Genomic DNA, 13,194 nt, shown 5'->3' with positions numbered 1-13,194 from the left:
ACTGTGCGGACAGGTTCGACCAATCGCTCGATCAATGGAGATACAGCAGATGAACAGATCCATCGCTCTACGCGAGACGCCTCCCACGGATGCCGACCGGCGACAGCGCCGTCGGATCCGCGGGCGTCGTGTCCTCGCAGCAGTCGTCTCAGCCGCGGTCGTCGCAGCGGGGAGCGTCCTCGCCGTGGGCGCTCCCGCGGAAGCGGCACCCGGAGCCGCAGCCACGCTCGTCGTAGAAGCCGACCAGCCCTTCCGTCCCGTCACTCACATGGCCAGCGGGTCCCTGTACGGACTGGCGAGCGCCGGCGTCCCGTCCCTCGACAAGATCCTCCCCATCAAGCCGCACACCTTCGTGCAGAAGCCCGAGGGGGGCACCCAGCAGCCGACCGGTGACGCTCTGTCGGTCGCCGACACCGCGAAGGCGGCCGGTGCGGGCGTCGTCGTCCGCCTGGTGGACTACCTGCCCGGCTGGCCCTATCGATACGACAAGGCCTCCTGGCTCCCGGCCGTCGAGAAGATGGTCCAGGACACCCAGGCGTCCGGCAAGACGAATATCGTCGCCTATGCCATCTGGAACGAGCCCGATATCACCTGGCAGGCGTCGAACGGCTCCTTCTTCGATCTCTGGACCGAGACCTACCGTCTGATCCGCACCCTCGACCCCGAGATGCCGATCCAGGGCCCCGCCTACTCCGACAACATCACGAACATGCGCGCGTTCTACGAGCACGCGAAGGCGACCGACACCCTCCCGGACGTCCTCGAGTGGCACGAGCTGATCCGCTCCTCGAAGATCAAGGGCGACGTCGAGAAGGTCCGGGCCATCCTCGACGACCTCGACCTCCCCGAGCCGCCCATCGACATCACCGAGTACGCGGCACCCGCCGAGGTCGGCCTGTCCGGCCCGCTGGTCGGCTACATCGCGAAGCTCGAGCGCTACGGGATCACCCGCGCCGAGCTCCCGTTCTGGAACCAGTCGGGCGCCCTGGGCGACCTCCTCACCGGACGGAACGGCGACCCCAACGGCGCGTACTGGCTCTACACCTGGTACGCCCAGATGAGCGGCCAGATGGTGACCACCACGCCGCCGTCGAACGAGAGCCCGCTCGACGGCGCCGCCTCCGTCAGCGACGAGGGCGACGAAGTGCGCGTCATCGCCGGCGGCAACACCGGAGCCACGTCCATCAAGGTCAACGGGCTCGACGAGCTGTCGCTCGGCTCGAAGGTCGACGTCCAGGTGGACTTCACCGCCTCCTACGGCCGCACGGTGAAGACCGACGGCCCGGTCACCATCTCGAACACGACCTACGAGGTCGCCAGCGACGGATCGATCACGGTGCCCATCGTGATGAACCCGACCTACGGCTACCAGGTGATCGTCACCCCGGAGAAGAGCCCGACCAGCCTGGCGGGCGACTACACCGTGGGCAACGCGAACTCCGGTCTGCAGCTCGCCACGCAGGGCGGCGCGACCGCGAACGGGACGCCGGTCGTCCAGGCCGACTCCGCGACCTCGACCGGACAAGCGTGGAGGATCACGGCAGCGGGCCAGGGCCTCTACCGCGTCATCCACACGCCCAGCGGACGCGCCCTGACCATCGCCGGCGCCGCGACGTCCAACGGAGCAGCCGCGGTGATCGCCGACGCGAACGGCGGAGACGAGCAGCTCTGGCAGCTCATCCCCGACGGGAAGGGGAAGGTCCGCCTCGCGAACTACGCGACGGGCAAGACGCTCGGGGTCCTCAACCTGAGCAAGGACGCGGGCGCTGCGGTCATCCAGTGGTCCGACGGCGCACCGACCTCCAACTGCCAGGTCAGCGGAGCCCGCCAGCCGGGCAGGTTCGGCACGGCACTGGACTTCTGCAAGACGGCGTCGTACGGGTCGCTCCCCAGCGGAATCGTCAGCGGACTCACCGGCGACTGGTCGGTCTCGACCTGGATCAAGCCGGCGTCGCTGACGAACTACTCCCGCGTCTTCGACTTCGGCACGGGCCAGAACGTCAACATGTTCCTCACCCTCAACGCCGGGGGCGCCGGACCGCGGTTCGCCATCACGAACACCGGCGCCGGGGGCGAGCAGCGACTGACCTACGGCGGTCAGAACTTCCCGCTCAACCAGTGGTCGAACGTGGTCGTCACCGTCTCGGGCACGCAGGGCACGATGTACCTCAACGGCACGGTCGTCGCCACGAACCCGAACATGACGGTGAAGCCGTCGGCTCTCGGGAACACCAACCGGAACTACCTGGGCAAGTCGCAGTACGGGGACCCGGCCTACGACGGCGCGATCGACGACTTCGCCGTCTACGACCGGGCGCTGTCCGCGGCCGACGTGGCCGCTCTGGCCGGCGGCCGGGCGGCGGCGGGCACCGTCGCGCAGTACGCGTTCGACGAGGCGTCCGGAGCCGCGCTCCAGGACTCCTCGGGGAACAACCGGAACGGGACCATCGTGCTCGGAACCGACGGAGCCACCACCAGCACCGCGACCGACGCCCAGACCGCCGACCGGTTCTGGACGCTCACGCCGGTCGCCGTCGCCGACACGACCAAGCCGGCGGTCACGCTGGGGTCGCCCACCACGGCGGGCCCCTTCTCCGCACTGGCCGTCCAGGTCGACGCGACGGACGACCGCGGACTGAAGCGCATCGTGGCCAACATCTACAAGGACGGCAAGCTCGTCACGAGCACGCAGTCCCCGGTCGCCGGTGGAGCGAGGACCGGATCGCACTCGGCCACGGTGCAGCTGCCCGACGGGAACTACACCGTCAAGTACAACGCGGAGGATCTCGCGGGCAACATCGCGCCCACGAAGACCTTCGCGGTGACGCTGGACAGCACGGCGCCGACGGCCACGGTCAAGACCGAGCCCTCCTTCACCACCGGTGAGAAGGGCGTCTACGACCAGGTGAGCTTCAAGCTGTACGACGCGGGCAGGATCGACAGGGCGGTCATCAACGGTCGCGTGAAGGATCTCACCGACAACGCGTGGTCCGACGTGAACTTCATCAAGCCGGGCGTCTTCGGCGCGGTCAAGGGTGCCAACACCATGGTCGTCCACGACGTCGCCGGGAACACCACCACCGTCCAGTTCACCCTGAACTGACCCGGACCTCGAGGCGCCCCGTATCCGTACGGGGCGCCTCGAGCGTGTGCGGGGCATGCCACGGCAGGCTGGGCGCAGCTGGGGCGCCCCCCACCCGGACCGGCAGCGACCCCTGGATGCAGGAGCATGAGGTGCGACCGCCGCGTGCTCTCCTGCACCTGAGCGGAGAGCCGGCAGCAGTCCGACCGGTCCTCGCCGTCCGACAGCCTCCGAGGAGAACGACAGTGGCCACCATCGCAGACGTCGCCCGCGAAGCGGGCGTCTCCCGCAGCACCGCGTCCTACGCGTTCTCGGGCAACCGCCCGATCTCGGCCGAAGTGCGCCGACGAGTGCTCGCTGCGGCTCGTCGCCTGGAGTTCACGCCCAACGCGGGCGCGCGATCGCTGGCGACCTCGCAGACCCGGGTCATCGGCCTGCTGGCGCAGTTCCTCGAGGACGAGTTCGCCCCCGCGATGCTGCAGTACACCCTCGGCGTCTCGAACATGGCCCGCGAGCTCGGATACGACATCCTGCTGGTCACCGACGCCGACGGCACGAGCGCCCTGCGACGCATCAGCGACTCCCGCATGGTCGACGGGATCGTCCTGCTCAACGTCGCCGTGGACGATCCGCGGCTGGACATCCTGCGCAACGCCCGGCAGCCGGGCGCCCTCGTCGGCCTGCCGAGGGACTGCTCCGGCGTCGACGTCTTCGACCTCGACTTCGAGGAGACCGGTCGCGCGATGATCGAGCACTTCCACGCCCTCGGGCATCGGGAGCTCGTGCTCGTGTCCCCGCCCCAGCACGTCGTCGATCGCGGCGGCGCCTACGTCTGGCGCCTGCAGGACGCCGCTCTCGAGGCCGCCGACGCCCACGGCATCCGACTGCACACGTCGTTCGCGCCCTCCACCCAGCCGGACGTCGGCCGGGCGCTCGGAGATCTGCTCGACGCGCACCCGCGGGCGACGGGCCTGCTCGTCAACAACGAGGCGGCCGCAGCGGCACTTCCGAGCGTTCTGGGAGCGCGGAGCACGAGGAGCCCGGAGGACGTCTCGGTGCTCGGCCGGTTCTCGGAGGAGTTCGCGCGCACCTTCTCGCTCCCCTACTCCTTCGTGGAGAGCGCACCCGACCGGCTCGGGAGCATGGCGGTGCGTCAGCTCGTCCGCCGGATCGAAGGCGCGACCGACACCGAGGAGGCGTACGTCGTGCGCCTCCTCGGCCCTGAGATCGTCGAACGCGGCAGTACGGCGCCTCCGCGTCCGACTCCCGCGGCCTGAGCGGACGACCTCGCCCGGGAGGGCCCTCCATCCACCCGGGACCACGACCACGAGGGCACGACGGTCGCCTTCGCCGCCGCTGCTGCCGTGACGACAGCCGCCGGAATCACCCGCCGCCAGAAGTCGCCGAATGATCGGCTGTCGGCACGGTCGTCCGGTTCGTAGTGTCGGACGTATGGATCCGCGACCGCTTCCCGCCGTCGGCGCCCCGGCCACCCGTGCGCTCGAGGACGCGGGCGTGCACGATGTGGACGACGTGAGGCGGGTGGGCCTCGACCGTCTCGCAACCCTCCACGGAGTCGGGCCGAAGGCGCTCCGGCTCCTCCAGCAGGCCCTCGACGCGGACGATCCCGCTCCGTAGCGATCCCTTCCCTGCACGGTCACCTCGACCCAGAATGGTCGGAGGCTCGGCGTGCCGGTTCCCGGGGGCGATCCGACCGCGGAGGCGGCCGCCGGGGGAACGGTGGTCGGATGAACCAGGAGGCGCGATGAAGATCATGCTCGTGATGCGGTCGGACGGCAGCTACGCCGGGGGCGATGCGCCCGAGGACTACGCGGCCTGGGCGGACTACGACGCGTCGCTGAAGGCGGACGGCGTCCTCGTCGACTCCGGACGCTTCGCCGACGCCTCCGGGGACGTCTCCGTCGAGACGGATCTGACCGCGGCGCGAAGAGAAGGCGGCACTCCGGCCCCGTCCCGAGCGGAGGAGCGGTCAGCCCTCGTCGGCTACTACCTGCTCGACTGCCCGACCCGGGACGACGCCGTGCGGTACGCCCGACGCGCCCCCCTCTACGGCTCGGTCGAGGTGCACGAGCAGGCGCAGTACTGAGCCGCGGTCGCCGGTCGGGCGGCTGTCCCCGTCACCGCCGAGCGGGACCGACCGCTTCACCCGAGGGATGCGAATCGGGCGTCCGGGATCGGGGCGGCGGGAGGGAAGTGGTGTACCGTCATCGCCTGACCGATTCTCATCGGAGTGGTCGACCCGTCTCACCGGCGGTGTCGATCCGGGGCTGAAAACCTCCGGCGTCCTCGAAGCCCGGAGGTCCTCCCATGTCAGTGTCCTCACGAAGCACCACCGTCGACGGTGACGCGTCCCCCTTCGTCGTCGTGGTCAGCGCAGAAGCGCAGCCGAGCGGCGCGGCGTCGGAACGGTCCGATCCGGCCACCTCGCCGGCAGCGCTCGCACGTCCGAGGACGGGGTACGGCGGAGCGATCCGGTTGGCGCAGGGCCGCGTGCTCGGCCCGCCCTCCTCCCCCGGCACCGAGCTCCTCTTAGGGCTGCTCTTCTGGCGCAGCCGCCGCGACGCCGAGGATTTCGCGGCGGAACTGAGCCGCACTGAATCGTCGTGGGTCGTGGACGAGGGGATCTACCGGTTCACCACCTCGGCGACGGCGAGCCCGGACGACGCGACTCCCGTCGATCCGGTGCGCGCTGCCCCGACGGCGGCCCACGAGATCATCCGACTGGCGCCCGTTGCGGGCAAGCAGGCATGGATGGCCGAGTACAACGAGAGCGAGACGCGCGGTCACATCAGAACGCTCGAGGGCTTCGTCTCGACGAGCTTCTTCCGCGACCTCCGGAGCGATCGGATCATCGAGTACGTGCAGTGGCGCTCGGCCGACGACCTGACAGCGGCGTTCGGGGACGAGCGCTTCGCCGAGCACTTGAGCGTGAACAGCCATTACTCCGACGGCGAGGCCTTCCTCTTCGGAGAACGGTCGACCGATGCGGCACCCGCCGATGAACCGCCCGACGGCTCGTCCACCCCCTCCGGGACCGACGGTCCTGCCGCCGCTCAGAGTCCCGAGGCCCGACCGTGACTCGACTCGAGACCGTTCACGAGATCCTCGGGCCCTGGTCGTTGGCCACCACCCAGCGGTTCTGGGAGGGCTTCACCCCGAACCGGCTCGCGTCGCAGCCGCAGGCCGCGGGCATCCGCTCCGCCCTCCTCTGCGATGCCGACTGGCAGCGAGTGGACGTCGCGGTCACCCAGGACGGGCCGTCCGCCCGCATCGTGGTCGAGGGCCCGGGCGACCTGGACGCCGCGACCGAGCAGGTCCGTCGGCTGCTGTCCATCGACATCGACGGCGCAGCTGGCCCGACGTCGCGGCGCGCGACGAGGTCATCGCGGACGTGCAGGCTCGGCTCCCCGGGTTCCGGCCGTGCGCCTTCTTCTCGCCCTACGAGGCGGCGGTCTGGACGGTCCTGTCGCGTCGGCTGCAGATCCGGCAGGCGGCGGCGGTCAGGACGCGTCTCGCGCAGCAGCTCGGTGATGACGGAGCCTTCCCGTCCCCGGCCGTCCTGCGTGCGGCGTCCCTCGACCTGCCCGACCGCAAGGCGGAGTACCTGCAGGCGATCGCCGAGGCCGCCCTCGACGGACAGCTCTCCGGCTCCCACCTGCGCTCGCTCCAGCCGGCCGAGGCCTTCGTCCAGGTGCAGAGCATCCTGGGGATGGGGCCGTTCTCGGCCGAGCTCGTCGTGATCCGCGGCGCGAACTTCCCCGACGTCCTGCCGCGCAACGAGGGCAGGCTGAGCGACGAAGTCGCGAAGCGCTACGGCGACGACCGGTCGATCGACGAGATCTCCGAGACGTGGACGCCGTTCCGCTCCTGGGCGGCGGTGCACCTGCGCGCGCTCGCGGAGTAGACGGGCGACTCCCAGGGGCGGCCCACCGTCAGGACGGCTCCTCCCGCAGGCGCCCCGCGGCGGCCGCTGCCGCGGAGATCTCTCCGCAGTGAGTCCGGCGACGGACGCCACCCCGAAGGCCCGGACGGATGATGGTCGGGTGAACCGCACCGATCGTCTGTACGGGCTCGTCGAGGAGCTGCGGGCGGTCTCGCCCCGGCCGCGGAGCGCGCGCCGTCTCGCCGAGCGGTTCGAGGTGTCGGTGCGGACCATCGAGCGGGACCTGTCCGCGCTGCAGCAGGCGGGTCTGCCGATCTGGGCGGAGCCCGGCCGCACGGGCGGCTACGTCATCGACGCGTCCGCGACCCTCGGGCCGGCCGGATTCACGGTGGAGGAGGCCGTCGCCGTGCTGATCGGCCTCAGCGCGCTGCAGCGCAGTCCGTTCCGGCAGGCAGCCAGGACCGCTGCCCGGAAGACGCTCGCGGTCCTGCCGGACGACGTGGCCGCCCGCGCCGGCGCGGTCGCCTCCCGGGTGCACTTCCTCGAGAGCGAGGAGGAGGCGGTCGTCCCGGCGGAGTTCGCGACGGCCCTCCGAGCGGATCGTGTCGTCCGGCTCCGCTACCGCGACAGCAGCGGCGCGGAATCGGTCCGCGACGTCGAACCGCTCGGCTCGATCGGGAAGGAGGAGCACTGGTACCTGATCGCGTGGTGCCGGCTGCGGGAGGGGGTCAGGGCGTTCCGCGGCGACCGGATGCTGTCGGTCGAGGTGACCGACGAGCGGCCTCCGCAGCGCACCCTGCGAGCCGAGGACCTCGCGCTCCAGTACGGACGGCTGCGGTCCGTCGTCGACGACTGACCTGCTCCGGGGACGGCCGCCGCGGACCTCGCGGAGTCGCGGACGATCTGCGGAAACACCGACAGGACGGTGTCGCGACGACCGGCGAGCCTGGTGCCATCACCTCATCCCGCCCCTGAAGGAGCCCCATGTCGTTCACCTCCCTCCGCATCGTCACCGACGACCTCGACGGCCTCGTCGCCTTCTACGAGCAGGTCGTCGGCCGACCGGCCGAGCGCCCGGCGCCGGTCTTCGCGCAGTTCACCGGAGCGGGCGCGACCCTCGCGATCGCCCACACCTCGACGGTCGCGATGCTCGACGGCGCCGTCGTCCCTGCGGCGAACCGCTCCGTCCTGCTCGAGTTCGAGGTGGCCGACGTCGACCGCGCCTTCGCCGAGCTCGGACCCCGGAGCGAGGACGTGGTGCTCCCGCCGAGCACCATGCCGTGGGGCAACCGCTCCGCCCTCGTCCGCGACCCGGACGGGAACATCGTCAATCTGTTCAGCAGGCCCGCGGGCTGATCGGGCGCACTCCGTCGGTCCGAGCACGCTCACGCCTGGCCGGTGGGACCCGACGGGGATCGCGGAGACCACCGGGGATCCTCTCTCGCGACGCGATCCTCCCGAGCCGGCGTGGCCTCGGGCCGACCGCGACCGGTCTGCGGTTCGCAGGCGGGAGCACGGCGACTCCGTCCAGCGTGACGTCCCGACCGCACTCCGACCGGCGAGACGGCCACCCGCCGCCGGTGTCCTCGGCGGTACCCTCGCGGCATGACCTTCGTGAACGTCGGCACCCTCGGGGCCGTCCCCGGCAGACGCGACGAGCTCGTCGCCGTCCTCACCGAGCACAACGACGACCTCGTCGACGCCGGCTGCCTGCTCTACGAGGTCGGGGTCGACGACGAGCAGCCCGACACCGTCTTCGTCGTCGAGCTGTGGGAGAGCGCCGAGGCGCATCGGGCCTCCCTCGCCCTCCCCCGGGTCCAGGCCGCGATCGCGACGGCGCGCCCGCTGCTCAGCGGCGCCTTCGGCGGCTACCGCTTCGACGCAGCAGGCTCTCCCCTCCGGAGCTGACTCGCGCCGAAGGCCTGCCGGCCGTCGGCACAGGCCGACCTGGAGTGAGCGGGCCGTCCGTCAACGGAAGACCTCTTCCTCTCCCGCCACCCCGACACCTCGAAGCGGAGCACCGTGATCAGCACGTTCCTCGTCGACCACGCCGCGCTCGTCCCGATCGCCTTCTGGATCGCGGTCGCGGTGGTCACGGCGATCGCCTGGCTGCTGCACCGGCGCGGCGCGGAAAGGTCTCTTCTCGTCCTCTCCGCGCTCGCCTTCGTCGTGGGGATCGCGCTGACCGTGTATCCGCCCGACGGGACGCCGCGGGTCTTCTGCACCGTGCAGTTCTCGGTGCCGTTCGACGGCATCGACACCCTCGCGAACATCGCGCTCCCGCTCCCCGGGGCCCTGCTGCTCGCGGTCGCGGTCGGCCGGCCCCTGCTCGTCGCCGCCGCCGTCTCCGGCCTGTCCGCCCTGATCGAGCTGGTCCAGGCGGGCGTTCCGGCGATCGGCCGCTCCTGCGACACGAACGACTGGTTCATGAACACCATCGGCGCACTCCTCGCCGCGTTCCTCGCGGCCCTGATCCTCAGAGGGGAGAAGCGGCGCGGGCGTCGGCGAATGGTCCGCTGACACCGCCTGTCACGTCGCCCTGCTCTCGGCCGGGTGTCTCGGCGGCCGACATCAGCACGGGTCCGTCGATCCACGTCCCTGTGACGCGGACCTGCTCAGAGGACGGCCGACGCCACGGGTGCCGTCTCGGCGACGCCGAGGACGACCGGGCGTCACCGGGTGCCGCGGTCGCGTCTGTCGACCGCCCCAGGAGCTGTCAAGTCTCTCCCCCATCGGCCTCGGCGCTGCGCACGCTGGGGGCATGAAGCATCTCCTCTTCGCGAACAAGACGATGCTGGTCGGAGACGACGCGGCGGACGCTCTGGTCGAGTACGGCGTCGCCCTCGCCGCGAGCAGCACGGCGGACCGCGTGGAGTACACCGGCATCGGCGGCGACGGCGGCACCGTGCAGGCGGTGTTCCTGCTCAACGCCGGCGCCGCCCTGGTCGCCGAGACCACTCCCTCCGATCTCCCGGAGCCGGACAACACGGCCGAGGTCGCCCGCATCCGCGAACGCACCAGGACGCTCACGGGAGTGTTCCCCGTGCAGCCGAGCGAGGACGACATCACCTTCGACGTCGAGCTCGAGCACGAGCACGGCTTCGGACACTGACCGGCCCGCCCATGCCCTCCCTCCACGCCCCCTGGCCGACGCTCTGACCGGGGACACGGACGACGCCGAGGTCCGTCGCTGGGCGGCGTCCCGCGCCCCGCTCACGCCGGGGACGATCGCCGTGCTGCAGGCCGTCGGCTTCATCAGCGCAGCGCAGCGGGTCCCCGCCGACACGGCCCTCGCTCTCCTGCTGACGGCGGCGGAGGACGACCGGCGCGATCCGCCCGACGTGGCTCGCGATGTCCTCGCGCGCCGCCATCCCCTGGCCGATCCCGGTGACGATCGCGGCGCGTCGGGGACCCCGTGATCACCGCCCTTCGGGAGCCGTGGTCGGTCCGCCGCCGGGGGCGCTGTCTCCCGAGTCCGCGACGTGAAGTGCACCGCGCGCCGCCCGCCCCGCCCGCTGGATGCGCGCTCGCACCAGCCGCTGCAGCAGCGCGGGGTAGAGCTGGACGGCGATCGTCGACCCGAGCAGCCAGGCCGCGCCGCCCGTCGCACCCGTGACCGTCGCGGCGAGGGCGAGCGCGACTCCGACGGCCGTGCACGCGAGGTGCACCGCCTCGGAGCGGCGGGTGTGCTGATCGAGAGCGGTCAGTCCCGCGCGCGTGCCGTCGAAGCCGCGCTCGCGGGTGACGAGGCGGTTCCACCCGACGACGTCGAGCAGCCGGCCGAAGACGCCGACCCCGAGCGCTCGCAGCAGCGCCGGCTCGCGGCGACCCACGTCGAACCAGGACTGCTCGAGCGGACGCGTGCGCGCACCGAAAGTCAGGGCCGCCCAGCTGGTGAGGACCATCTGCGCGACCGCGGCGAAGACCGGATGCGAGGGTCCGATCGCGGTCCAGCCGGCCGCGAGGAGGGCGGCCGCGAGGACGGTGGCGACGAGGATCCGGATCACGTCCGCTCCCTCCTGCTCGTGCTGCGGTGCTCGAGGCCAGTCCAGCAGATCCGCGGCATCCGTGCGCCGCATCCTCCTCCGGACGCCCCGCGCCGGGCATCCACCGCCTACTCGGCAGCGCTTCCTTGACACCGCCGCCGGCCGGTCATCATCATGCAGTCACGACCGGCGGCGGCGCGCCACCGGCGTCCCGACAGGAACGGTGCACCGATGCCCACCATGCTCTTCGTCAACCTGGCCGTCGCCGATCTCGCCCGCGCGAGGGCCTTCTACGAGTCGCTCGGCTACTCGATCAACGAGGGCTTCAGCGACGAGAACGCCGTCAGCGTGGTGATCAGCGACACCATCACCGCGATGCTGCTCACGAGGGAGTTCTTCGCCGAGTTCACCAGCAAGCCGATCATCGACGCCACCACCTCGACCGAGGTGCAGCTCGCCCTCAGCGCCGACAGCAGGGAGGAGGTCGACACCCTCCACGGGAAGGCCCTCGCCGCGGGCGCGACCCCGGCCGGCGAGCAGGACCACGGGTTCATGTACTCGAAGAGCTTCGACGACCTCGACGGCCACCACTGGGACTTCGTCTGGATGGACCCGGCGGCCGCGGCAGGCGGTGCGCCGGAGCTGTCCGTCGAGGAGATCCGGGCGAACACGACGCACAGCTGAAGCGCGACGCGCGGACGCCGAGCGGTCGACGTCCACGACCCTCGCAGTCACACTCCGTCACGATCCGGCGCGCACTCCCCTCGGCCTGACAGGCTCCCGGCATCCGCCTTCCGGGCGTCTGGACAGGAGCACACCGTGACGATCACTGCACCGGCGACCACCGCGACCACTGCGGCGGCGAGCGCCGCGACCAGGGTCTCCGCGCCCGCACCCCGTGCCTCCGCGGCGGCCGGCTTCACCACGCGCCAGGTGCACGCCGGTGCCGCGCCCGACGGCGCCCACGGAGCGCGCGTCACGCCCGTGCACCTCAGCGCCGGCTTCGTGTTCGACAGCTTCGAGCACGCTCGCGAGCGGTTCGCCGGCGAGGACGAGGGCTACCTCTACACCCGCAACGGGAACCCGACCACCGAGGAGGTCGAGCGTCGGCTCGCCGATCTCGAGGGCGGCGCCGAGGCGATCCTGGTGGCGAGCGGCCAGGCGGCCACCGCCTCCGCTCTCCTGGGGATCCTGCAGGCCGGCGACCGGGTGCTCTCCTCGCGCCGCCTCTACGAGGGCAACCGCGGGCTGCTGGTGCAGAACTTCGGGCGGCTCGGGATCGGCGTGGACTTCGTCGACGACGCGTCGGACCTCGGCGAGTGGGAGCGGCGGATCGGGCCCGACACCCGGGTCCTCTTCGGCGAGCCGATCCCGAACCCGAAGAACGATCTGCTGGACCTCCCGGCGCTGGCCGCGATCGCGCACCGGCACGGGCTCCCGTTCGTGGTCGACAACACGCTCGCGACCCCGTACCTCCTCCGCCCGATCGAGCACGGGGCCGACGTGGTCGTGCACTCGACCAGCAAGTTCCTCGCCGGGCACGGCTCCGCCCTCGGCGGCGTGATCGTCGACGCCGGCACGTTCGACTGGGCGGCGCGCCCCGCGCTCTTCCCGCACCTCAACCAGGAGGAGCGGTCGTTCGGCGGCCGCAGCTGGACCGAGCAGCACGGCCGGCGCGCCTTCGTCTCGTACACGCGGGACATCGTGGTCTCCCGCCTCGGACCGACGCCGTCACCGCTGAACTCCTTCCTGCTGCGGCAGGGCGTCGAGACGCTGTCGCTCCGGGTCGAGCGGCACTCGGCGAACGCCCTCGCCGTCGCCCGCTTCCTCGAGGGGCGGCCCGAGGTCGTGTCGGTCGACTACTCCGGCCTGGAGTCGAGCCCGTCGTTCGCCCTCGCGCAGCGCCTGCTCCCCCGCGGGCAGGGCTCCGTCTTCTCCTTCACCGTCGCCGGAGGCGAGGCGGGCGCGGCCGCCTTCATCGACGCCGTCGAGCTGTTCAGCCACATGACCCACCTCGGCGACGTGCGCTCGCTGGTGCTGCATCCCGCGTCGACCACCCACGCCGGACGCACCCCCGCCGAGCGCGCCGCCGCCGGGATCCACCCCGGGCTCCTCCGGCTGTCGATCGGGATCGAGGACGTCGACGACCTCCTCCGCGACCTCGAACGCGGGCTCGCCGCGGTGCGCGCACGCGCCCTCCCCGCGCTCGCGGAGGTGTGAGC

Annotated in this window: 15 protein-coding genes; 14 read left to right on the top strand and 1 reads right to left on the bottom strand. The window is 71.7% G+C overall.

Translation table 11 applies throughout. The features are described from left to right. The first annotated feature begins 268 nt into the window (after window positions 1-268). The 12 genes from C5C54_RS11570 to C5C54_RS11510 all read left to right on the top strand — a co-directional run bounded on the left by C5C54_RS11570 (window position 269) and on the right by C5C54_RS11510 (window position 10,405). The gene (locus C5C54_RS11570; RefSeq protein ID WP_219812193.1) at window positions 269-3,103 is read left to right on the top strand and encodes a LamG-like jellyroll fold domain-containing protein; all 2,835 of its coding nucleotides are present in this window, start codon (window positions 269-271) and stop codon (window positions 3,101-3,103) included. Window positions 3,104-3,327: 224 nt separating this feature from the next. Further along, a complete protein-coding gene (locus tag C5C54_RS11565) occupies window positions 3,328-4,359 on the top strand; it encodes a LacI family DNA-binding transcriptional regulator (RefSeq protein WP_104260243.1) in 1,032 nt (343 codons plus the stop codon). A gap of 175 nt (window positions 4,360-4,534) precedes the next feature. Next, entirely contained in the window at window positions 4,535-4,720 is a 186-nt protein-coding gene (locus C5C54_RS11560) for a DNA-binding protein (protein ID WP_104223264.1), read from the top strand. Between the two features lie 127 nt (window positions 4,721-4,847). Beyond that, the gene (locus tag C5C54_RS11555; RefSeq protein WP_181069173.1) at window positions 4,848-5,189 is read left to right on the top strand and encodes a YciI family protein; all 342 of its coding nucleotides are present in this window, start codon (window positions 4,848-4,850) and stop codon (window positions 5,187-5,189) included. Window positions 5,190-5,416: 227 nt separating this feature from the next. Then, window positions 5,417-6,181, top strand: a complete 765-nt coding sequence (locus C5C54_RS17980; protein WP_181127882.1) for a hypothetical protein — start codon at window positions 5,417-5,419, stop codon at window positions 6,179-6,181. A 313-nt stretch (window positions 6,182-6,494) separates the two neighbouring features. Further along, window positions 6,495-7,007: a DNA-3-methyladenine glycosylase gene (locus C5C54_RS18150; protein ID WP_219812192.1), complete on the top strand. Its 513-nt coding sequence runs from the start codon at window positions 6,495-6,497 to the stop codon at window positions 7,005-7,007. 139 nt (window positions 7,008-7,146) lie between these two features. Beyond that, window positions 7,147-7,842, top strand: coding sequence for a YafY family protein (locus C5C54_RS11535; protein ID WP_104262256.1), 696 nt, complete (start codon window positions 7,147-7,149; stop codon window positions 7,840-7,842). 128 nt (window positions 7,843-7,970) lie between these two features. Further along, on the top strand, window positions 7,971-8,342 hold the full coding sequence (locus C5C54_RS11530; RefSeq protein ID WP_104272993.1) for a VOC family protein: 372 nt from the start codon (window positions 7,971-7,973) through the stop codon (window positions 8,340-8,342). A gap of 249 nt (window positions 8,343-8,591) precedes the next feature. Beyond that, on the top strand, window positions 8,592-8,894 hold the full coding sequence (locus tag C5C54_RS11525) for a putative quinol monooxygenase (protein ID WP_104226533.1): 303 nt from the start codon (window positions 8,592-8,594) through the stop codon (window positions 8,892-8,894). Window positions 8,895-9,008: 114 nt separating this feature from the next. Continuing rightward, complete coding sequence (locus C5C54_RS11520) at window positions 9,009-9,506, top strand: VanZ family protein (protein ID WP_104288393.1); 498 nt, start codon at window positions 9,009-9,011, stop codon at window positions 9,504-9,506. A 241-nt stretch (window positions 9,507-9,747) separates the two neighbouring features. Continuing rightward, window positions 9,748-10,098, top strand: coding sequence for a hypothetical protein (locus tag C5C54_RS11515; protein WP_104247104.1), 351 nt, complete (start codon window positions 9,748-9,750; stop codon window positions 10,096-10,098). A gap of 121 nt (window positions 10,099-10,219) precedes the next feature. Further along, entirely contained in the window at window positions 10,220-10,405 is a 186-nt protein-coding gene (locus tag C5C54_RS11510) for a hypothetical protein (protein WP_104233977.1), read from the top strand. Here the strand turns inward: C5C54_RS11510 and C5C54_RS17975 are convergent, their stop codons facing one another. Continuing rightward, a complete protein-coding gene (locus C5C54_RS17975; protein WP_181127881.1) occupies window positions 10,406-10,993 on the bottom strand; it encodes a hypothetical protein in 588 nt (195 codons plus the stop codon). A 210-nt stretch (window positions 10,994-11,203) separates the two neighbouring features. Here C5C54_RS17975 and C5C54_RS11500 point away from each other — a divergent pair, with 210 nt between their 5' ends. Both C5C54_RS11500 and C5C54_RS11495 read left to right on the top strand, forming a co-directional pair. Further along, the gene (locus tag C5C54_RS11500; RefSeq protein WP_104250854.1) at window positions 11,204-11,656 is read left to right on the top strand and encodes a VOC family protein; all 453 of its coding nucleotides are present in this window, start codon (window positions 11,204-11,206) and stop codon (window positions 11,654-11,656) included. 135 nt (window positions 11,657-11,791) lie between these two features. Continuing rightward, window positions 11,792-13,192 carry an O-acetylhomoserine aminocarboxypropyltransferase/cysteine synthase family protein gene (locus tag C5C54_RS11495; protein WP_258063300.1) on the top strand — a complete coding sequence of 467 codons (1,401 nt, stop codon included), beginning with the start codon at window positions 11,792-11,794 and terminating at the stop codon, window positions 13,190-13,192. The last annotated feature ends 2 nt before the right edge of the window (window positions 13,193-13,194 follow it).

Origin of the sequence: Rathayibacter sp. AY1F2 (assembly GCF_002930885.1) — a bacterium.
GTDB lineage: Bacteria > Actinomycetota > Actinomycetes > Actinomycetales > Microbacteriaceae > Rathayibacter.
The sequence above is the reverse complement of the archived record's forward strand: the minus strand, read 5'-3'. Positions and strand labels throughout refer to the sequence as shown.